This window comes from Chryseobacterium sp. GTID13 (assembly GCF_056172655.1).
Map to the genome: position 1 here is coordinate 776,598 of NZ_JAOCMB010000002.1, position 19,729 is coordinate 796,326.

Sequence of the window (19,729 nt, forward strand, 5' to 3'; positions counted from 1 at the left end):
AATGAAAAATATTATTTCGATCCTGTCTTTAATGGCAGGGCTGTCTCTTTCTGCCCAGGTGGGAATCAATACGGATTCGCCAAAAGCAAAACTGGACGTTAATGGTGATGTTAATCTCAGAAATAAAATCGTTGTCCTGAACGTTACAGACAATACTTTGTCCCAGGGTAATAATGACCAGATCCTTGTTTCTCAGGGAGAAGGATATCCTCCGATCTGGAAGTCGCTCCGTATTCCGGAATATGAACCGAATAAATTCTATCTGATATTCAACAATTCTTTCTCAGATACAACGGGTATAAAGTTTACGAGCAGCGAACAGTCGAGCATTACTGCCAAAAACACTGCTTTTATTAAAGGAGCAGACATTTCCAGCCTTCCGGGATTTAAGAAAATTACAGGTCTGTCTAATTCTATCAGTGTGTTCAGTACCGAAAGTAAGACGTATTTCCAGTTTGAAACAGTAGTACAGGCTAATCTTCCTGTGAATGGGACTCCGGATATTTCCATAGATTATGCGTGCGGTATTTTTGTGGATAACAAACTGGTTAACCTCAGACAGAGAAATTTAAAGGCAAGTAGTGCCTCAAGTACTTTTATTACCCATAACCAGATCGGAATGGTGGCTAACCTTTCTAAAGGACAGCATGATGTAAGTGTTGCCTGCTCAAGACTGGGTTCTTACAGGACGACAAGTGATGTTGTACTGGCCATAGGAATCAATGCGGATACCAATATCAACAGTTTTATTACCCAGTCTTCCCTGAAGGTTGATGTATACGAAATCCCTCAGGTGTTTAACCCTATTATAAATTAATTCAGGCATGAAAAAGATTATTAAAATATCATTATTGCTGTTTGCCGCATGGATACCTGCACAAGTTGGAGTGAATACTTCTAATCCCGTTAATATGCTTGATGTAAATGGAGATTTAAACGTTAGAAAAGAATTAAGAACGGGCGGAACCAATCTGTTGAAAGGCTCTGCCGGATCAGCGGGAACTATTCTTCATAACAATTCAGAGCTGAATATAAATGACTGGAAAAGTATAAAAATTGCCGATGGACAGGGAAGTATGTCTGTATTTTCACTGAATACCGTTGCGGATCAGACAGGAGCCTCCTTTTCTTCTCCGAACGGGGTAACTACGCCTTACTCGGAAGGGACAACAATTTCTTCTGCCTGGACGGTTCTTCCGGGAACTGCGGATACTTTCTCTATTACCAATGGAGTGAACAAAGTGGCTTTTACCTTTCAGACTACAGCTCAGAAAACAGGAAACGCCAATGCCTCTTCCGGTTTTGCATGCGGAATCTTTGTAGATAATACCCTAAGAGCGGTTAGAACCGATGTATTGATAGGTTCTGAAGGGAGCTATAAAATCTTCAACCTGAATGCAACGCTGGTGAACCTTATGCCTAAGAACAATTACAGTGTAAAAGTTGCCTGTACAAAGAGAAACCTGAATGCGGGAACTTTAGGAATCGGGAGAGCTGTAAATACAGATTATCTGAATAATGAAATGTCTCAGTCTGTTCTTACAACTTCCGTATTACAGCCTTATTAATTTCAGGATCCATCATAACAATAACCTAAAAGCAAAATGTTTTTAGGTTTTTTTGTAAAAAGATGCAGATTGTTATGAATTTGTTGAATAAGTGAATGTTTTCATCAAAAAAATGAATTATATTTGTCAACTCACTAAAATATTTTTTCATGGGAAAAAACTATCTTTTTAAAATCGTTGCCGGAGTACTTTTCGGATTGATGGTTTCGTGTAACAATTCTTCTGACGATCAGTTCGAACCCAGCGCCAATGACGGTGGGGGCGGGAACACCCCAACTCCCCGGCCAGAGTTTTGGAAAAGATTACGGTAAACAATAATGTTCAGGAAGAATATACAGTTAACGGCACCGTTTTTCAGAAAGGAATGCTGAAAGATGGAACCACCAATAACTATTATACAGGTACGGTAACGTACATCAATAATAAAATCGGTAAGATAAAATTTATCGGAAGTATAGCCGGGAGCACTACCTATGAATTTAGTGTAAGTGAAGACAGCAAAGGCAATGTATACAGTGCGACATGTACCGGAACTGCTTCCACATTGATAGATTCTTTCGTAAGCGATTACACTTTTACTTATGATGCCACCGGTAAAAAGCTGGTGAAAATCCTTGAAAAAAGAAAAGTATCCGGAAATACAGCATATAGCGTATTTACGGAAATGAGTTTCACCTACAACGGAGAGAATATCTTTAAGGCAGAATGTGCCAGAGGAACGCTTACAGGAACAGGAGCACCGAATATGGCTACTGCCAAGATGACGGTTTACAGCTACCAGAACTATGATTCTAAAGTAAATCCTTTCTCTACAATTCCCAAATCTTTCTTTACAGCATGGAGCCTGGTGCGTCCCGAGAATTTTTACAGAATTTCTCCCAACAACCCGACATCGGTATATGTAATGCCGCCAAGTCCTGCCCCTGGAGTAAATACCCCTATGACGTATCTGTATGATGCATACAACTATCCTGTTTCAGATAAAGATCAGGTACTGAAATATATTTACAGAACTTTGTAACAACCAATTGATTATCGGTTTTATTGGAATATAAATAAAAACATAACTTTTGTTCAAAAAAAGTTATATTTGTCAAAAAATAAACAATTACCTGGAAATGAAACAGCTTTTCTATTTTATTTTATTAATCGCAGGATTTTCTTCAATACATTCCTGCAAAGACATGCTAGACGAAGATGGGGATCCATTATTGGACCTGAACGATACAGGAGGACTTCATGGTCCGAGAGCATTATACAGAGAAATTACAGACAAAGATACATTAGCAGAATATCAATACAGTGGACTTTTGGTAACAAGAGTAATCACAGATAGTGCTTCAATTACCAATATTGCATACAGCGGAAACAAAGTAAGCCAGATTACCTTTAACGGTTTCCTGGACCTGGATGGTAATGGAAAACTGGATAAAGACAGCGTTTCTTACAGCCAGTTGTTTACTTACGGGCCAAACGACAAACTGCAGATTATTTCTGAGAACCGTTCAGTGTTCAGAAGACCTGCGCCTGTACCGCCGGCAACCACTCCGGGGCCTCAGACTCTTTTAAGAAAAACAAAAATCCATTACGAGATAAAGTATAACGCTTCTACTGCAAAGCTGGATTCTATCATTATGAAAAATGGTCCTGATGTTCCCGGAACACCGTTTGACTATATCAGCTATTCTAAAACAGGGTATACCTATTTAGGGGATAACGTATCCAGAGTAGTAAGAAATTACGGACCTATGGCCGGAGGTGTAATGGGAAGACCTACCAGCAGATTTGCGTATGACTTTGTAAATTACGACACTCAGATCAGTCCATTTACATTGCTTCCTACAGTGTATAAAATTTCAAGACTTTTATCAACTGATTCGAATGATAGAGAAAGTCATATTCTGTCTCCGAACAATCCTAGGAAAAGGTCTGTGACAGATCTTTTACCTCCTATCCCGTCTCCGATCAACTGGACAACCAATTATAACTACGATCCACAGACTTATATGACGAAAGGGTATGGTGTCAACTACATTTACAAGCCTTTCTAAAGATAATCTTTAAAATACAGGCCCAATCTTTTGTAAGATTGGGCTTTTTATTTTTTATCCCTTAATTTTGCAAAAAATTTCTCAATGAAATATTTAATAGTCGGGCTTGGAAACAAAGGCCCTGAATACGAAAATACACGCCACAACATAGGATTTAAAGTAGCTGATAAAATAGCAGAAACCCTTGAAGCATCATTTAATACCACCAACTTCGGATGGATGGCGGAAGGAAAATATAAAGGAAGAAAAGTGTTCGTTCTGAAACCGGATACCTATATGAACCTGTCCGGGAATGCTGTAAGATTCTGGATGCAGAAAGAAAATATCCCGTTGGAAAATATACTGATTATTACTGATGATCTTGCCCTTCCGTTCGGGACATTAAGGATGAAGATGAAAGGTTCTGATGCCGGCCACAACGGATTGAAAAGTATTAATGAAATGCTTAATACCCAAAACTATGCAAGGTTGAGGTTCGGGATTTCTGCAGACTTTTCCGAAGGACGCCAGGTAGATTATGTGTTGGGAACCTGGAATGAAGAAGAATCCGAAAAACTTCCTGAAAGAATTGAAAAATTCTCTAAAGCCAGCCTTTCTTTTGTATTTGCAGGGATTAATAATACGATGTCTGCATTCAATGGGAAATAAGAAACTTATACATTACATATCGGCTTAAAATAAAGACCATCGGAGATATCCGATGGTCTTCTTTTGCACTTTTAAAAATTAATTTCCAATCTAACTATTACATGATTTTCATGTATAGGTAATAAATGTGCAGATTTTATTCTTACAGCCAGGTTACAACCCCTGTTTCAACATCATAATTAGCTCCGACTATTTTGATTTTACCTTCATCTTCAAGCTTTTTAAGCGTTGAACTTTGTGTACGGATATCTTCTATTGCACTTCTTACGTTTTGCTGGTTTAATCTTTCCAGAAGCGAACCGTTTTTTGATGAACGCTCTTCACCCTCCTCAATAATCTCATTGATGATTGGATCGAAATGATTAATTAAGTGGTTCAGATTATCCATTCCCATTTCCTGGATCTGTGCTGCGTCCAGACCGCCTTTTAATGCTCCGCATTTCGTGTGTCCTAAAACAACAACAAGCTTGGAACCTGCAACGTTGCAGCCAAATTCCATTGAGCCTAGAATATCCTGATTGATAAAATTACCGGCAATTCTGATGCTGAAAATGTCTCCCAATCCCTGATCGAAGATAAGTTCTGCGGAAGTACGGCTGTCTATACAGCTTAAAACAACTGCAAATGGCCATTGCCCTTCACGTGTGGCATTTACCTGTTCCAAAAGATCCCTGTTGGCCTTCAGATTATTAACAAATCTTTGGTTTCCGTCTTTTAAAAAGTTTAATGCTTTTTCAGGAGTAATGGTAGATTGAGTTTCGTATGTATGTGCTTTCATATGATTTTTTATTCTTTTTTAAGTTAAAAATTTTGGTTTTTGAGCTTACATAGCTCTTCTGTGAGTAATAAGGATGTGAGAATCTTCATCGGTTTCATAATCCTTATATGAAGTTTTGAAGCCTAACAGTTCGACGTTAATGTCTTCTTCTTTTGCCCTGATATTGGCGAAATCCTGGATCATTTCCAGTACGTCCGTGGCAATATATGAAGTTCCTCTTGCATCGATGGTTACAGTGGAATTGGGTTTGATGTTTTTCAGCGTTTTTTGATCGCTGCTTTATTAAGGAAAGAAACTTCCTCAGCAAGCTTAATATTAATTCCGTCTGCATCATCCAGCTTTTCCCTGCTCAGATAGTAAGCCCGTTTCATATTTCCCTGAAGGATATAGAATATTGAAATGGCCAGACCGATACCTACTCCCTTGAGAAGATCGGTAGCCACCACCGCTACTACGGTAGCTACAAACGGGATGAACTGGAATTTACCAAGGTGCCAGAAATGTTTGAAAGTAGCAGGTTTTGCCAGTTTGTATCCTACCAGAATCAGTACCGCGGCAAGAGTAGCAAGCGGGATCAGATTAAGGATAAACGGAATACTAAGCACACAAACCAGAAGGAGTATACCATGAATCATCGCAGACATTTTTGAAGTAGCCCCTGCATTGGCATTGGCAGAACTTCTTACCACTACGGATGTCATGGGCAGCCCTCCGATAAATGAACTTACCAGATTCCCGATTCCCTGTGCTTTAAGCTCAAGGTTGGTATCGGTGATTCTTCTCTGCTTATCCAGCCTGTCCGATGCTTCAATACAAAGCAGCGTTTCAATAGAAGCTACAATGGCAATGGTTGCCCCTGCTATCCATACCTTTGGATTGGTGAATCCATTAAAATCAGGCATCGTAACAAGATTTTTGAAATCATCCAATGATTGGGGAACGGGTAGTGAAACCAGATGCTGGGTACCGATCGCCAATGAGCTTCCGGACAGTTTGAATGCTTCGTTTAAAAGTATTCCTGCCACTACTGCTACCAGTGCTCCCGGAAGCATTTTCATTCTTTTTAAAGCCGGAATCTTGTCCCAGGCAATAAGAATACCTACTGAAACCAGGGTAACCAGGATAGCTCCCGGATGTACTGCCCCTAATAGTTCTGTAAAATACCCGAAATTAAGGCCATTATCAAAAATAGATTCATGCCCTTCATAATCTTTATCGAATCCCATGGCATGCGGGATTTGTTTTAAAATAATAATAATACCGATAGCGGCAAGCATTCCCTCAATAACGTTATTTGGAAAGTAATTGGAAATACTTCCGGCCCGGATAAATCCTAAAACCAACTGGATAAGCCCGGCAATGATTCCGGCACAAAGGAACAATTCAAAAGCTCCCAGGTCTGTAATAGCCGTTAAAACAATGGCTGTAAGACCTGCAGCAGGTCCGGATACTGATATATTTGAATTACTGATAAATCCTACAACTAATCCGCCTACTATACCGGCGATCACACCGGATAATGGCGGTGCTCCTGATGCTAAAGCGATTCCAAGACATAATGGAAGCGCAACTAAGAATACAACAAGCCCTGAAGGGAAATTCTCCTTGATTCCTCCTATAAATGATGTTTTTTTCATGATGTTTTTGAAAAATACTATAACCGATCGATCTGTCCTTAGATAATCAATTATAAAAGATTGGAAATTTAATTTTTAAGCATGCGTATCCGATATCAGTGTTGATATGAATACTATAAAAAGCTAACTATACTTAAAATTAAGCTTCCGGAGGCGGAGAAAATATGGTAAGAAGCGGCGACAGATGAAAGGAATCATCGATCAGCTCAAAAGAGACGCCCTGAAGGTCAGGTTCGGAAAACTTTACATAATCGAATACGTCTAAAGTTTTCGGAAGGGTCTTTTCGTAAACAATAAAAGAGGATGGGTGAGAATGTGGTTCTTCTTCATTGATGATTACATTGGTCCTTGCAATATCCCAGCCCGCAACAGCAGCAATGCCAGGCAGTGCTGTGAAGTTCAGGAAAAGGGTCAATACAATAATACTCCAGAATTTCATCTTACATTCATTTTTTGGAAAAACTAGTCTGTTTTTCTGCTCATTACCCAATCGGAACCTGTAAGGTTGTAGATTTTTTGGATGTCTTTGAGGATTTTCTCGAAATCAATCTTCAAATCAATAATCTTACCTGTTCTAAGGTCAAATACCCAGCCGTGTACAATAGGATATTCTTCTAAAATATATCTTTCCTGTACGCAGGCCATTTTGATCACGTTGATGCACTGCTCCTGAACATTCAGTTCTACAAGCCTGTCATAACGCTTTCCTTCATCTTCAATAGTATCCAGTTCAGCCTGGTGCAATCTGTAAACGTCACGGATGTTTCTCAACCACGGGTTTAATAATCCTAAATCCTGAGGAGTCATTGCTGCTTTTACACCCCCGCAGTTGTAATGTCCGCACACGATAATGTGTTTTACTTTAAGGTGCTCTACTGCATATTGAATAACTGCTGTGGAACTCATGTCTAAAGTATTGACAACATTAGCAATGTTTCTGTGGACAAAAACTTCGCCGGGTTTTGCACCCATCAGTTCTTCCGCTGTAGCTCTGCTGTCCGAACATCCGATGTATAAATAATCAGGGTTCTGGGTTTTTGCCAGCTCATGGAAGAATTCCGGATTCTCTGAAACTTTTGATTCTACCCATTTTCTATTGTTTTCGAAAATAACTTCGTACGATTGTGACATAAATTAAAATTAAAAGTTTGTAATTATTTATTTCGTTTAAATTATTTTCAAATTCAATAGATCAAATCAATAATCATACAAAAATATAATTTTTGCAGTAAAGACAAATACTTTTAACAAAGTTTAATATTAAAATATGCTTAAAATCATATTTAAAGTCACTGTTTTAATAGTATTTCTTTACAAGGCAAAGCTGGAAAACCAAATAATTTAAACTCAAAACTCACATAAAATTACAAACTATAAATGATAAAATTGAAAATACAGATTAAAATATTATTAATTATATAAAAAAACCGCCACAATTTGCATTGTGACGGCTTAATTTACAGGTTATAATTACTATTCTTTAATAATTTTCACTACTGTTTCAGAATTGTTGATTCTTACTACATAAGCTCCTGATACTAAAGAGGAAAGATCTGTTCTTTCGTTTTCAAATTTTCCTGATTTTACCAGCTGGCCGGACAGGTTGTAAATCTGATAATAATATTCTTTAGCAATATCATTTCCTTTGATGTACAACATATTCTTCACAGGATTCGGGAAGAACTCAAGTTTGTTCTGAGCTACTTTTTCCACGATCATTGATTTTGCAAGAACATTTGTTGCTTTAGCTAAAGCATTTGGCGCGACAGGAATGGCGAACGGCTCATATCTTCCGATTTCTTTTCCATTGGCATCGTATTTAATTTCAGCACAACGGCAGGACATCGCTGCCTGAGGACGGAAACCGAATGTTGGCGTTAAGAAATAATAAGGATTGGAAGTTGTTTTAAATAGCATCCCTAAAGAGCTTCCACCACCACCTTGACTGGCAGATGTCCAGATACCGGAATACTGGAAAGCTTTTAAACCTGAGGTGCCATTAAGATAATCGCTCATCGCATTACCTCCGTTAAAACCTCTTATACCGGTATTAGGGAACAAACCTATATTATATTCCGGTCTGTTTAATATATATCCATAAGCTACGGCTCCTTTTCCTGAATAATAGGCATATAGAGTACCGCCGATATAGTTATATTTAGCCGGGTCGTAATTTTCATACTTCACCGTTGCATTAATATCTCCCGGATCTATACCATAAGCAGTATTAAATTGCTTATTGTAGAACCAAGGTGTATTTCCTTTTGAAATAAAATTACCAAGGATAATTCCTGTAGAAACGCTTTCAAGATCTACTACTCTCCAGCCTGCAGGACATGGATCGTATGCAGATTTTTCGGTAGCGTGGCCCCATCTTTCCGGCATATTTCCATTCTCATCAGAAACCCAGTCTAATTTTGCTGCATCGGTTTGATATAGATAATTTAGTGGGTTGTTAACAGAATACTTTACTATTTTCTTCAGTTTATCTGCTTTTGAATCGGATGTAGAAACATTAGCTGCCGCTGAATAGGTAGGGTAAGCCTGAGTATAAGAAGTTAAATAATCTGATTCAGGCATATTAGCTGTATAAGGTATCGCCCCGGTAGTAGCATTGGCAGGGTTATTTTGTCTGAATACATTATAAGCAGCGTAATTGGTTCCGTAGTTATAGTAAGACGGTCCCGGATTGTAAAACACAGGCAATGGATCTTTTCTTCCCCATTGATAGTGTAAGCCACCACTTTCACTTATTTGAGCTAATCTGGCTAGGGTGGCAGGATTTCCTGTAGGAAAGCTAGCTGTAGTAGGAGCAGCCAGTCCTGATGCAAATACGGAACCGGACGGTTCGTAAATATGTTCATTCACTAGCTTATCTCTGGCTCCGAGATCTCTGTCCATAAAGGTCGTTTTCATAGGTACCCCTGCACTGGTCATCGGATCTACAAACTGCTCGTTAGCAGGAATAACCCCTCCGTTCCCAGCGTTTTCAGGATCTACATCATATTTTGTGATGACAGTTCTTGGTGCCCATATATGCCAGCTCCATAATACCGGATCATTATGCTTGTTTGCTGACCAGGTTCCATTACCCATGTGGAAGGCAACCACAGCATTACCATATGTTTTTGGATTTAAGGTAACTCTTAATATAGCATTCTCTATAGGACCGTCGCCACCTATAATTTCCATTGTTTTGATCAGACTCGTATTGGTGGTCCAGACAACGGATGAGGTTTTCGTTCCTTCTGCCGGGAAAGAGAAGTCTGTGCTTAAATGGAGCTTATACATTGCATATGCCTTTCTTAAAGGGATATCAATAATTCTGTCATTATCCCTGTTTGGATCTATATTATTTCCGTTTGGATTAGGTGTTACCAGATCAGAATTGGTATATTCTACATAACTGTTTGGAAGTTTGGTCCATGATTTTAAGGTTTCAGTAGAATATAGATCGCTTCCTGAATAAACATATTGAGTATCAAATTCCTGCGACATAGAAGCAGCGTTAGGGTCATAAATACAACGAACACCACCATTGCCTGTATAAGCACTGCTTGAAAATCTATGCCATCCCGGTCTTGGTTTGGATCCGCTTAAAGGATCTGATATTAAAGCTAATCCGGCAGCTCCGAATGAAGGATAACGTACCCCGTTGATAACCTCAGAGGCAGTCATGAATGTAGACGTCAATAAGCCTCCATCAGCACTTTGATCCTGGAAATTAAGAACAGGTGTGATCCATCCGGTTCCATATTTTAGAGGGCCAGTTGCATTAGGGTAAGATTCATAATTTCCGTTGATAGGGAATTTACCCAGATTCATTCCGGAAACTCCTGCGAAATCAAATCCAAACTGAGGATAAACCTTTATACCCGGATAATCGGCATTCAATGAAGTTGCATTGAATTCCGGATCAACAGTATTACCGGTATGTTTTCCCCAAGGGCTGTATCTGTTTTCATCAGGCATTGGAGTAGAAGAGTTTCTCCCTCCTGAGAAGTAGCTTGAAGGAACTCTCCAGTTACAAGGACATGGATCATATGGTGATTTCAATGCATATCTGGTACTGGCTTCGCCAACAACTGCATCGTCTATATCGGAATAGTTACCCTGACGTGTGTCTCCCCAAAGATCCCATGCAACGATGTTTTCACGGTAAGGAGGTTCATATTTCTTATATTTTTGTTTTGAGAACCATGTGGTGATTCCTACCGATGTCCAGCTGTCATTGCTGTTTTGCTTTAAAAAGTCTTCGCCGTCATTTAACAATGCCTGATCTTTTTTAGCCACATAAATTGGAGTTGCGATAAAGCTGATCGGGTTCTGGATAGAAAATCTGATGTTTCCGTTAGGAGTATCCGTTCCGGTATTGATCTGGGAAGAGTATTTATTACCTCTTACCTTGATGAATTTGGACTGGAATGCCGGATCATTATAATTCAGATTGATCTCTCCGCTAATTGGATACAGGCTCAAGTCTTTAAGTCCGAATGGCGGGAACGGGTCTTTTCTTCCCCACTGATACTGTAGCCCGGCCGATTTGTGCCATTCGTTTCCTACGAAACTTCCACTGGTAGCTCCAAGGTTTCTGTCCATCCACTTCCAGTTCGTTACCACATTTCCGTTTTTATCTTTTTCGAAACCATGGTGGTAGGTGCTTCCGTCTTCAGGATCGTCGGTAACCCATACGTGCCATGACCAGTAGATCTTATCATCTACTTTGTAAGATATTACTGCATTACCTTCTTTTATCTTATTGATCATTACTTTGATCCTGGCGTTTTCTCCCATACCTTCTAAAGCAACGGATTTTATAAGTCCCGGCTCATCTTCCCAATAAAGTCCTGCTTTTGCAAGTCCCTGCTGCGGAATAGGAGTATAATTGCCTGTGTCATCCTTCATAAAATCGCCACCCTTGGACCACATTTCGTAGGCTTTTTTTACAGGAATATAAAGACCGTCAACATTGGCATTATTATTTTTCTTATCCTTACCGGTGAAGATATAGCTGTTCGGTGCTTTGGTCCAGTCAGCATAGTCAGATTGGGCACCGGCATTGAGAGTAAAGCAGGTAACAGGACATTCCTCCGTAGTCGGATTGGTAAAAATTCCTACATACTTTATGAATTTATTGATCTCACTTTCTATATCCATCAAAGGCCTTGAAGGGCCGTTCCAGCCGGCGATCACTTTTCTGTTTCTGATTGCACCCACACCGTATATGGAAGCCTGAGACGTATTGCTTAAAGAAAAGTTTTCTGAACCCGGACCTCTCTGTTTGTCATTGAGCGGAGGATATCCGTAATCATTAGTAGTATTATAGTTGCTGAGGGCAGTAAGAGAAATATACTGTCCGTTGGCTTTATAAACTCTTAGTCCTGTGACTTTACTGATCACAATAACAACAGGCTGCTGGTTGGCAAAAACATCACCCAGCTTTTCATTAATATAATTGTAAAGGTTATAATACCGGTTAACAAGGGCATTAGGATTGGTAAAATCCAGATAGCCTCTTCCCCAGGCCTCTCCTCCTTCTTCCGGAGGCAAAAACCAGTTGCTGAAGTTGATAAAGAAACTTTCATTAGAGAATTTTCCTGCAAACATATAAACCGGATCATGATAGGAGAACTCGAAAGGACTTGTATCACTATTCTGGTAAATGAATTTTTGGGAACTTGCTATAGTAGCGAGATTATTAGGGTTGGTAATGTTAACAACCGGTGAATTGGCGTTGGCATTATCCAATGCTGCATTTCCCTGGAAAGATAAAACAATGTCATCCAGTTTTCTTACCAGATGCTGGGAAGTCACCCTGTCTTTTACTCCCGAAACGGTTCCGTTGGAGTTATATAAAACAGTTCCGTTTTTTTAGGGGTGAATAGAATGGTGTACTGGTTTTCATCCAGATCACAATTGGCGTAAGCATAATTCGACTGCTTGTAATGGCTTACGGTTTTATCCCATATAACGGACTGCCAGTTGGTGATGGTAGCATCCGAGCTTAATTCAACCTTAACGGAGTGCGTGTTCAAAGCCGATTGAGGCAATTCAAAATTTGCTGTAAGCTCTTCATTATATTCGTAGTTACCTGCAAAAGTTTTACACCACAAAGAGACCCAGTTGTTTTGGGCATCTTTGTACTTGATGGTAACTTTTACATCTCCGGCGGTAGTGGGCTTTTGAAAGTTTCCCTTCATTACTACCAGTCCTTTTTCATTCACATTTTGTGAAATAACGATAAGAGGATCCAGATCATAGACACTCGGAGGAAGAGGTGTCATATGTTTGAACCCAATATTGGTCTCACCAGGCCAGGGGACAGAGGCTGCCTTTGCCAATGCATGAGACGATGCAATACAAAATACTGCAGCAAAAATCTTTAATGTCGATTTTTTTTTCATACGTGTAGAATTAAAAGTGTTTTATAAATGAATAGTTTGGTACAGGATATTTGAATACATGGGGCTTACAGTTAATACCAATCCCAAGTTGATTACCGGGATTGAATGATGTAGGCCTTAAGTATTCTGATATTGTATGAAGTTATATAAGGAAGATGAGGCAATGCAGAAGACTGCCTGTATTTAGTGCATAATTTTTTTCATGTTATTGTGTTTTTACGTTGTTGTGTTTTTATAATAGTAATTAAGTCAAAACCTTAATTTTAATTATCCTGAAGCAAAAGTCGATAAAAAAATATTTTTCTGCAACAGATAAAGTAATTTTCAGGGAAAACGTTGTATAAATTTATAAATATATACAGGCTGTTTTTCTATATTTTATTATTGATATAAGACTCCGTAGCGCTTTCTGCGGGATAAATTACTCCTGGGTTCCCAACCACTACAGAATTGGCAGGAACATCAAAATTAACATATGAGTTGGGTGCAATCAGAACATTGCTTCCAATAGTGATCCCACCTACAATAACGGCATTGGCTCCTATCCAGACTTCGTCAGAAATGGTAGGGAAACCCTGGAGCTTACCGCGGTTTTGCTGACCGATAGTTACCCCTTGCGCAATATTGCAGTTTTTGCCGATTTTAGCTTTAGGATTAATTACCAAACTTCCCCAATGCCCCAAATAGAAACCTTCCCCGATTTCGGTTTCAGGATAAATCTGGTAACCGTATTTGATCTGGTAATGCCTCAGGACAAACTTCCAGAATATCCCTGAAACAGGTTTTTTATTATATTTCTGAGCTTTTCTTAGGATATAGATAAAATGCAGGTTAGGGTTGATGCATTTTTTCAGGATCTCCAATGAAGAGAGCCATTTTCCGCTTTCCCGGTAAAAATCTTTCTGTATAGTTGTATAGCTCATTTTTACTGTTTTATAATTCATCAATGATTTCCTGAAGCTGTGCCACGGATTTCTGAAGTACAAACGGCAGATCAGTCATAGCAATTTCTTTTTGGTAATGATCTGCAAGTTCGGGATGAGTAAGGATCTTTTTCATGCCCTCATAGATTCCATCCTCTGAATTTGGGGTAATGATGCCTAATTTCCCATCCTGAAGAAGATCTTTAATTCCGGAAACATCTGTGGAAACAATAGGCTTATTCAAAATCAGAGCTTCTGCAATAATGGTAGGGAAACCTTCATGCCTTGAAGACATCACATAAAAATCTGCTTTTTTAAGGTATGGATAAGGATTGCTTCTGAAACCGAGCATTTTTACCGTATCCTGAAGACCTAGCTGATTCAACTTTGCCTGGATATTCTCAAAATCAAAACCGTCGCCAATAATGATAATCTGATGCTTCAGTCCTTCGTCGATCAGTTTTTTATGCACATCGAGAAGCCTGTCGTAACCTTTCTGCGGGTAAACAGTTCCGATGGTGATAAAAGTAGGAAGACTACCGGAAAAAGGATAATCATCGATTGCCGTATTTGCTTTATTTAAAGTATCGTCCTTATCTATCGGGTTAAATATTTTAATAACGGCCTGTTTTTCCATGTCGTTTTTCGCAGACTTTTGCATTTCCTCTTTCAGTTTGTTGGAAATAACCAAAATTCTGTCGAACCTGAAAAGCTGTCTGATCACATCAGGCGTATACTCCTTCAGGTTAAAAATATCATTCTGGATCCAGATGATTTTTTTGAATCTTTCTGCGGGCTGGAAAGAAGCTCTCTGTACATACCATGAATAGCTGCTATTTCCACATCATATTTTTTATTCTTCAGAACGAACCGGTAAAGAAGACCGGGGAACCAAAGGAACATTTTCTGGTAAAGAACCCTGAATGCCTTCACCGGAATTTCATGAGGCCTGTTGGTAGTAATCATTTCCCCTTTAAGCAGGTAGTACAGGTTAACCCACGACGGAACTTCCTTGATGTACATTCCGGTGTACAGGTTAATCAGCAGATCAATTTCATATTTGTCCTCAGGCAGGTTTTTGAGAAAGTTGACAAGAACTTTTTCTGCACCGCCATGTCGCAGAGAGCCTATACGAATAAGGACTTTCTTTTTTTGTGGCATTTATTTTTTTACAGGTTTATAATGGTGAGGGAGATTGTTGATGAGGTATTTTTCTAAGGCAGACCGGTCAGCTTCTAACTCCAAAGGGTAAACGGTGTTGTTGGCCAGTAATTTTTCGCCATATTGGTCAATGGTGCAGATAAATTTTGCAGGAGCCCCCGCATACACCGAGTTATCAGGAATAGAACTGCTGACAACACTTAACGAACCTACAATACAATTGCTTCCGATAGAAACCCCGGGTAAAAGAACAGTTCCTTTTCCAATAAATGTATTGTTACCGATTTTTATTCTTCCGAAAGTTCTTCCGTTTTTATATTTCTCGATTCTTTTGGTTACCCGGCCGTCCCCGCCGTGATTAATGAAAGAGACACCTTCTGCAATTGTTACATTATCACCCATTTCTATAAGAAAACATTCTGAGCCAAAGTTGGGAATACCTTGAACATACAGATTGTCACCAACCTTCATACCCTGATGTATCGCTATTTTTATAGCAGCATTTTTCACCATGTCCTCGTATAGGGAACGGACTTTCAAGATGATTCTGAATAGGAGCACCATTATTGTGAATTTGTTTTTAATTTTACAAAGAAAAAGAATTTCTATGATAAAAGTTTCCAAAATAGAATATTATTTACCTGAGCAGGTTCTTACGAATGAGGACCTTGAAAAAGAATTTCCTGAGTGGAGCTCCGGGAGAATTCAGGAGAAAATAGGAATCACGCAGCGACATATTTCCTCAGACAGCGAGACCGTACTGGAGCTTGCCGTAAAATCCTCCGAAAAACTTTTTGAAAATTATGACAGGAATAAAGTAGATTTTATTCTTTTCTGCACCCAAAGCCCGGATTATTTTCTTCCCACAACTGCCTGTATTCTACAGGACAGGCTTAGCCTCAGAAGAAATATCGGAGCCACGGATTTTAATCTTGGCTGCTCCGGATTCATTTATGGACTGGCTTTTGCTAAAGGATTAATAGCGGCCGGTATTGCAAAAAGTATTTTACTGATCACATCAGAAACTTATACGAAGCATATCAATCCGAAAGATAAGGCCAACCGAAGCATATTCGGGGACGCATCCGCCTCGATGATTGTAGAAAAAGATGAAAATGCTGCGGATTATCAATTCTGTCTGGGAACAGACGGTAGCGGTGCCGAAAACCTTATTGTAAAGAAAGGAGCCTTCAAAACAGATTTTGAGCTCAACCCGGAAAATGAGTTTCCTCCGGAAAACATTTATATGAACGGTCCGGAGATTTTTAATTTCACCATTGAAAATATTCCGGGACTGGTAAAAGAAACTTTGGAAACAAACGGGCTGACTATGGAAGATATTGATCATTTTGTCTTTCATCAGGCCAATTCTTTTATGCTGAATTATTTAAGGAAGAAGATCAAAATACCGGCAGAAAAGTTTTATGTTGACATGGAAAACACGGGGAATACAGTATCAGCCACTATTCCTATCGCTTTGAAAAGCATGATGGATAAAGGCATACTGAAAGAAGGAGAGAGAGTATTAATGGCGGGTTTCGGAGTAGGATATTCCTGGGGAGCTACGGTGCTGGAAATTTAAAAAATTAGAAGTAGTAAAATTTTAAACATATGAAAATATCCGTTTTTTTAGAGAAATTACAAGAAGAATTAGGAGAAGACGAAACATTAACCATTGAAACCAATCTGGAACAGCTCGAAAGCTATGATTCTATCAGTCTGCTTTCTGTGATCGCATTTGCTGATGAAAATTTCGATAAAAAAATTGACACGAAGGATTTCAAAGATGTGAAAACTGTTTCTGATCTCATGGATGTTATTGGTAGAGAAAACTTTGAAGATTAATGAATCCGTTTTCTTAAAAAGATAAAATAATCCTTATACAGACGCTTCTTCCGGTTATCGGGAGAAGCTGTTCTGTAAGAATGCTTTGAACAATTACTGAAAAAGTATTGGTTTAAATTGAGTTCAGTTACTGATTTTTTTGGTAAAGATCTTCAAGGATTCTTTCCACTGCATCAAAAATTTTCTGGTTGTCGAACTGGTCTTCAATGTTTTCCAGATTTTTCTTTATTCTGGCAATAAGCTCAGGATCTGTCAAAAAAGCTTTCATAGCGGCATACATCTCATCTGTCTCATAATTGATGAGGTAGCCGGTTTCCCGGTCTTTAATCATCTGTCCCACATCTCCCGTATCGGTAGCAATGATAGGTTTCTGAAGAATTAAGGCTTCAGCAATTACCAACGGCCATGCTTCGGATTCGGACGGAAGGATGAAGTAGTCTGCATTTTTTACGTAAGGATATGGATTCATCCTGTTGCCGCTTAAAATAAATGTATCCTGAACATTATTGATGCGGATCTGTTCTGTAAGGTTCTTCATTTCTTCACCGCTTCCTACAACGATAACACTGTGGTGAAACCCTTCATCGATCAGTTTTTTATGAGCATCAATCAGCTTATGGTAACCTTTTCTGTTGTGAAGACGTCCCACCGAGACAAAAACGGGTCCTTCAGGCAGATCTTCTATCTTTTCCTGAGCTTTTCTCTTGATTTCTTCGATAGGAATAGCATTAATCACCACACTTTCTTCAGGATATTTAAGCTCCGGGTAATAGGTGTGCATCAGGTCTTTAATTTTCTGTGAACAGTAAATCATATGATCAAACTGTGGGAAATTCTCAAGAATGTTGGGCACCAAAGGCTGCAAAGCAGGCAGATTGATCTCCGAGTGAAACCAGCCTATTTTTTTGGAAGCTTTGTTGCTGGATCCGGTGACGGAGGAAAATGCTGAATACGTAGGTGCAATCTCGATATCAAATTTTTTGTTCCCTAAAATACGGTTAGATATTTTATGATTTTTCAGCGCCCGGGAAAGCTTCAGACTTCGGCGGACAAGCTGTAGTTTATGAATCAATGGATTTTTGGAAAAATCTTCTTTTCCGTCCGTAAAATATATTTTTTTAACATGTTTCGGAAATTCATTTCTCAGCTCACCCTGATTCATGTTCAGGCAAACGGTGATATCAAATTTTTCAGGATCAAGATTGTGAAGGATGCTGAGGATTACTTTTTCTACCCCACCCATTTCCATGGAACGGTGTCTGAAAAGAACTTTTATTTTCTGATTTTCTGCTGACATTACCTGAAAAGTTTTTGTAAAGTAATGGAGATTTTTCTTTTTATCCTATACGGAACCGAATTCTGATATTCAAGAAGCTTGAAAATTTGCTCTTGTCCGGGATAAGTTTCGGGAATCTTCACTCCATTAATGCTTGTGATATTCCTTCTCTTCATAGCATTGAAAACTACCTGCGAGAAATATTCGTAAGACCTGGATTTATTGTCATTCTGGGAGATACCTCCCTGGTGTGTTCTGTACAGATAATTGGTATCATCAATGAAATAAACATCACCTTTTTCATACAGTTTTAAATAAAGATCCTGATCTTCTGAAATTTTAAGGTCAGGGTTCATTTTTTCAGTCTGTTCATAAATATCTTTTCTGAACGTTACAAAATGAGCGATCTGGATAGGATAGTTAAAGAAATACGGGTCCTTGTTCTGAACCTGCATGGCAGATTTGAAAGGAGCAATGGGTTTCAGATCCTTATCACAGCTCATAAACCTGGAATAAGCCAGCACAACATTTTTTTCTGTGTAAAAACTTTCACGGCTTTTTCAACGGCTTCAGGAAGAATAGCATCATCAGGGTCTACGAAACCACAGATGTCGCCGGAAGCAAGCTCAATGAGTTTACTTTTGGTAACGCCAACACCAGAGTTTTTTTCATTTTCAAAAAATTTAAACCGTTCATCTCCTGCGATGATAGCTTTAATCTGCTTTTTCTCTTCTTCAGATGAAGCATCATCCAGAATTATAGCTTCCCAGTTTTTATAGGTTTGTGCGAGTAACGAACTGTAGCAGTCCTTAAAAAGCACAGCATTGTTGTAGTGGGCAATAAGTATGGAAAATTTCATCTGAATTTAAAGGGAGTTGAATATTAAATCCTGTTTATTGACGACCTGTGTATTGGGTGGAATGTCTTTATATACCGTACATCCTGCCCCGATAATGCAGTTGTCGCCAATTGTAACCCCTTTCAGTACTGTCACATTGCTTCCCAACCAGCAGTTATTGCCTATTTTTATAGGACCTTTCGTAAATTTTGAATGATGAAGCCTGAATTCAGGAGAGGTTTCGTAAGCATGGTTGTGATCATACAATTTGACATTTTCACCAAACAAAGTATTTTCACCAATTGAAATATGTTCGAGGCAATTGATCGAACAGAAGTTATTCATAAAAAAACGGTCTCCTATTTCCAGGCTGGCACCTTTCGCCACCAAAATACAGGTATAGTTTCTAAATTCTGCGGATTTTCCGATGCTTACTTTTTCCAGATCTTTGTCCAGAACAAAGCGGTTGCCTACCCCCAGTCTGATATTTTCAGAAAATACTTTTGGATTCTTTTTCAGGCTGGAAAGCAGCTGTTTTCTGTAGATTTTTTCGAAAAAACTGTAGAACATAGTAGTGCTTTTATTTTTTTCATTTCATTT

The 19,729-nt window shown here is 38.9% G+C and carries 21 protein-coding genes and 1 pseudogene; 8 read left to right on the forward strand and 14 right to left on the reverse strand.

The window, feature by feature from the left end; all coding sequences use genetic code 11:
* Position 1 precedes the first annotated feature (1 nt).
* The 6 genes from N4G44_RS03825 (at position 2) to pth (ending at position 4,267) form a co-directional block, all read left to right on the forward strand.
* Positions 2–817, forward strand: a complete 816-nt coding sequence (locus N4G44_RS03825; protein WP_474924684.1) for a hypothetical protein — start codon at positions 2–4, stop codon at positions 815–817.
* A gap of 7 nt (positions 818–824) precedes the next feature.
* Positions 825–1,568, forward strand: a complete 744-nt coding sequence (locus tag N4G44_RS03830; RefSeq protein WP_474924685.1) for a hypothetical protein — start codon at positions 825–827, stop codon at positions 1,566–1,568.
* A gap of 149 nt (positions 1,569–1,717) precedes the next feature.
* On the forward strand, positions 1,718–1,879 hold the full coding sequence (locus N4G44_RS03835; protein ID WP_474924686.1) for a hypothetical protein: 162 nt from the start codon (positions 1,718–1,720) through the stop codon (positions 1,877–1,879).
* The gene (locus tag N4G44_RS03840; protein ID WP_474924687.1) at positions 1,861–2,589 is read left to right on the forward strand and encodes a hypothetical protein; all 729 of its coding nucleotides are present in this window, start codon (positions 1,861–1,863) and stop codon (positions 2,587–2,589) included. Before N4G44_RS03835 ends, N4G44_RS03840 begins: the two co-directional genes overlap by 19 nt.
* A gap of 97 nt (positions 2,590–2,686) precedes the next feature.
* Positions 2,687–3,619: a hypothetical protein gene (locus tag N4G44_RS03845; RefSeq protein ID WP_474924688.1), complete on the forward strand. Its 933-nt coding sequence runs from the start codon at positions 2,687–2,689 to the stop codon at positions 3,617–3,619.
* 84 nt (positions 3,620–3,703) lie between these two features.
* Positions 3,704–4,267, forward strand: a complete 564-nt coding sequence (gene pth, locus N4G44_RS03850) for an aminoacyl-tRNA hydrolase (protein WP_474924689.1) — start codon at positions 3,704–3,706, stop codon at positions 4,265–4,267.
* 142 nt (positions 4,268–4,409) lie between these two features.
* On the opposite strand, the gene N4G44_RS03855 is transcribed toward pth, so the two are convergent.
* The 10 genes and pseudogenes from N4G44_RS03855 to N4G44_RS03900 form a co-directional block, all read right to left on the reverse strand.
* Positions 4,410–5,045 (reverse strand): carbonic anhydrase, encoded by a 636-nt coding sequence (locus tag N4G44_RS03855; protein WP_474924690.1) that lies wholly within the window; start codon positions 5,043–5,045, stop codon positions 4,410–4,412.
* A 45-nt stretch (positions 5,046–5,090) separates the two neighbouring features.
* Positions 5,091–6,682 (reverse strand): annotated as a pseudogene (locus N4G44_RS03860) (SulP family inorganic anion transporter).
* 139 nt (positions 6,683–6,821) lie between these two features.
* Positions 6,822–7,121, reverse strand: coding sequence for a hypothetical protein (locus N4G44_RS03865; RefSeq protein ID WP_474924691.1), 300 nt, complete (start codon positions 7,119–7,121; stop codon positions 6,822–6,824).
* Positions 7,122–7,144: 23 nt separating this feature from the next.
* A complete protein-coding gene (locus N4G44_RS03870; protein ID WP_474924692.1) occupies positions 7,145–7,813 on the reverse strand; it encodes a carbonic anhydrase in 669 nt (222 codons plus the stop codon).
* A 342-nt stretch (positions 7,814–8,155) separates the two neighbouring features.
* A complete protein-coding gene (locus N4G44_RS03875) occupies positions 8,156–12,496 on the reverse strand; it encodes a T9SS type A sorting domain-containing protein (RefSeq protein ID WP_474924693.1) in 4,341 nt (1,446 codons plus the stop codon).
* An 8-nt stretch (positions 12,497–12,504) separates the two neighbouring features.
* Positions 12,505–13,086, reverse strand: a complete 582-nt coding sequence (locus N4G44_RS03880) for a hypothetical protein (protein WP_474924694.1) — start codon at positions 13,084–13,086, stop codon at positions 12,505–12,507.
* Positions 13,087–13,457: 371 nt separating this feature from the next.
* Positions 13,458–14,009 carry a serine acetyltransferase gene (locus N4G44_RS03885; RefSeq protein WP_474924695.1) on the reverse strand — a complete coding sequence of 184 codons (552 nt, stop codon included), beginning with the start codon at positions 14,007–14,009 and terminating at the stop codon, positions 13,458–13,460.
* A 10-nt stretch (positions 14,010–14,019) separates the two neighbouring features.
* Positions 14,020–14,733: a glycosyltransferase gene (locus tag N4G44_RS03890; RefSeq protein WP_474924696.1), complete on the reverse strand. Its 714-nt coding sequence runs from the start codon at positions 14,731–14,733 to the stop codon at positions 14,020–14,022.
* A gap of 17 nt (positions 14,734–14,750) precedes the next feature.
* Positions 14,751–15,170 carry a hypothetical protein gene (locus tag N4G44_RS03895; protein ID WP_474924697.1) on the reverse strand — a complete coding sequence of 140 codons (420 nt, stop codon included), beginning with the start codon at positions 15,168–15,170 and terminating at the stop codon, positions 14,751–14,753.
* A complete protein-coding gene (locus N4G44_RS03900; RefSeq protein WP_474924698.1) occupies positions 15,171–15,734 on the reverse strand; it encodes a DapH/DapD/GlmU-related protein in 564 nt (187 codons plus the stop codon). It lies immediately after the preceding gene.
* A 43-nt stretch (positions 15,735–15,777) separates the two neighbouring features.
* Between N4G44_RS03900 and N4G44_RS03905 the strand changes: the two genes are divergently transcribed.
* Positions 15,778–16,752 (forward strand): ketoacyl-ACP synthase III, encoded by a 975-nt coding sequence (locus N4G44_RS03905; RefSeq protein WP_474924699.1) that lies wholly within the window; start codon positions 15,778–15,780, stop codon positions 16,750–16,752.
* 29 nt (positions 16,753–16,781) lie between these two features.
* Positions 16,782–17,015, forward strand: a complete 234-nt coding sequence (locus N4G44_RS03910) for a phosphopantetheine-binding protein (RefSeq protein ID WP_040993432.1) — start codon at positions 16,782–16,784, stop codon at positions 17,013–17,015.
* Positions 17,016–17,142: 127 nt separating this feature from the next.
* On the opposite strand, the gene N4G44_RS03915 is transcribed toward N4G44_RS03910, so the two are convergent.
* Genes N4G44_RS03915 through N4G44_RS03930 form a run of 4 tightly spaced genes read right to left on the reverse strand, consistent with a single transcriptional unit; the run spans position 17,143 to position 19,699 of the window.
* Positions 17,143–18,312 (reverse strand): glycosyltransferase, encoded by a 1,170-nt coding sequence (locus tag N4G44_RS03915; protein ID WP_474924700.1) that lies wholly within the window; start codon positions 18,310–18,312, stop codon positions 17,143–17,145.
* The gene (locus N4G44_RS03920) at positions 18,312–18,815 is read right to left on the reverse strand and encodes a hypothetical protein (protein ID WP_474924701.1); all 504 of its coding nucleotides are present in this window, start codon (positions 18,813–18,815) and stop codon (positions 18,312–18,314) included. Before N4G44_RS03920 ends, N4G44_RS03915 begins: the two co-directional genes overlap by 1 nt.
* A complete protein-coding gene (locus N4G44_RS03925) occupies positions 18,791–19,150 on the reverse strand; it encodes a glycosyltransferase family 2 protein (RefSeq protein ID WP_474924702.1) in 360 nt (119 codons plus the stop codon). Before N4G44_RS03925 ends, N4G44_RS03920 begins: the two co-directional genes overlap by 25 nt.
* 6 nt (positions 19,151–19,156) lie before the next feature.
* Complete coding sequence (locus tag N4G44_RS03930) at positions 19,157–19,699, reverse strand: acyltransferase (RefSeq protein WP_474924703.1); 543 nt, start codon at positions 19,697–19,699, stop codon at positions 19,157–19,159.
* Positions 19,700–19,729: the final 30 nt, after the last annotated feature.

What these genes read in the sequence shown, in the direction of transcription:
- N4G44_RS03825 (WP_474924684.1), top strand. Translation starts at nt 2, where the DNA reads ATGAAAAATATTATTTCGATCCTGTCTTTAATGGCAGGGCTGTCTCTT.
- N4G44_RS03830 (WP_474924685.1), top strand. Translation starts at nt 825, where the DNA reads ATGAAAAAGATTATTAAAATATCATTATTGCTGTTTGCCGCATGGATA.
- N4G44_RS03835 (WP_474924686.1), top strand. Translation starts at nt 1,718, where the DNA reads ATGGGAAAAAACTATCTTTTTAAAATCGTTGCCGGAGTACTTTTCGGA.
- N4G44_RS03845 (WP_474924688.1), top strand. Translation starts at nt 2,687, where the DNA reads ATGAAACAGCTTTTCTATTTTATTTTATTAATCGCAGGATTTTCTTCA.
- pth (WP_474924689.1), top strand. Translation starts at nt 3,704, where the DNA reads ATGAAATATTTAATAGTCGGGCTTGGAAACAAAGGCCCTGAATACGAA.
- N4G44_RS03855 (WP_474924690.1), bottom strand. Translation starts at nt 5,045, where the DNA reads ATGAAAGCACATACATACGAAACTCAATCTACCATTACTCCTGAAAAA.
- N4G44_RS03865 (WP_474924691.1), bottom strand. Translation starts at nt 7,121, where the DNA reads ATGAAATTCTGGAGTATTATTGTATTGACCCTTTTCCTGAACTTCACA.
- N4G44_RS03870 (WP_474924692.1), bottom strand. Translation starts at nt 7,813, where the DNA reads ATGTCACAATCGTACGAAGTTATTTTCGAAAACAATAGAAAATGGGTA.
- N4G44_RS03880 (WP_474924694.1), bottom strand. Translation starts at nt 13,086, where the DNA reads ATGAAAAAAAAATCGACATTAAAGATTTTTGCTGCAGTATTTTGTATT.
- N4G44_RS03885 (WP_474924695.1), bottom strand. Translation starts at nt 14,009, where the DNA reads ATGAGCTATACAACTATACAGAAAGATTTTTACCGGGAAAGCGGAAAA.
- N4G44_RS03895 (WP_474924697.1), bottom strand. Translation starts at nt 15,170, where the DNA reads ATGCCACAAAAAAAGAAAGTCCTTATTCGTATAGGCTCTCTGCGACAT.
- N4G44_RS03900 (WP_474924698.1), bottom strand. Translation starts at nt 15,734, where the DNA reads ATGGTGCTCCTATTCAGAATCATCTTGAAAGTCCGTTCCCTATACGAG.
- N4G44_RS03905 (WP_474924699.1), top strand. Translation starts at nt 15,778, where the DNA reads ATGATAAAAGTTTCCAAAATAGAATATTATTTACCTGAGCAGGTTCTT.
- N4G44_RS03910 (WP_040993432.1), top strand. Translation starts at nt 16,782, where the DNA reads ATGAAAATATCCGTTTTTTTAGAGAAATTACAAGAAGAATTAGGAGAA.
- N4G44_RS03915 (WP_474924700.1), bottom strand. Translation starts at nt 18,312, where the DNA reads ATGTCAGCAGAAAATCAGAAAATAAAAGTTCTTTTCAGACACCGTTCC.
- N4G44_RS03925 (WP_474924702.1), bottom strand. Translation starts at nt 19,150, where the DNA reads ATGAAATTTTCCATACTTATTGCCCACTACAACAATGCTGTGCTTTTT.
- N4G44_RS03930 (WP_474924703.1), bottom strand. Translation starts at nt 19,699, where the DNA reads ATGTTCTACAGTTTTTTCGAAAAAATCTACAGAAAACAGCTGCTTTCC.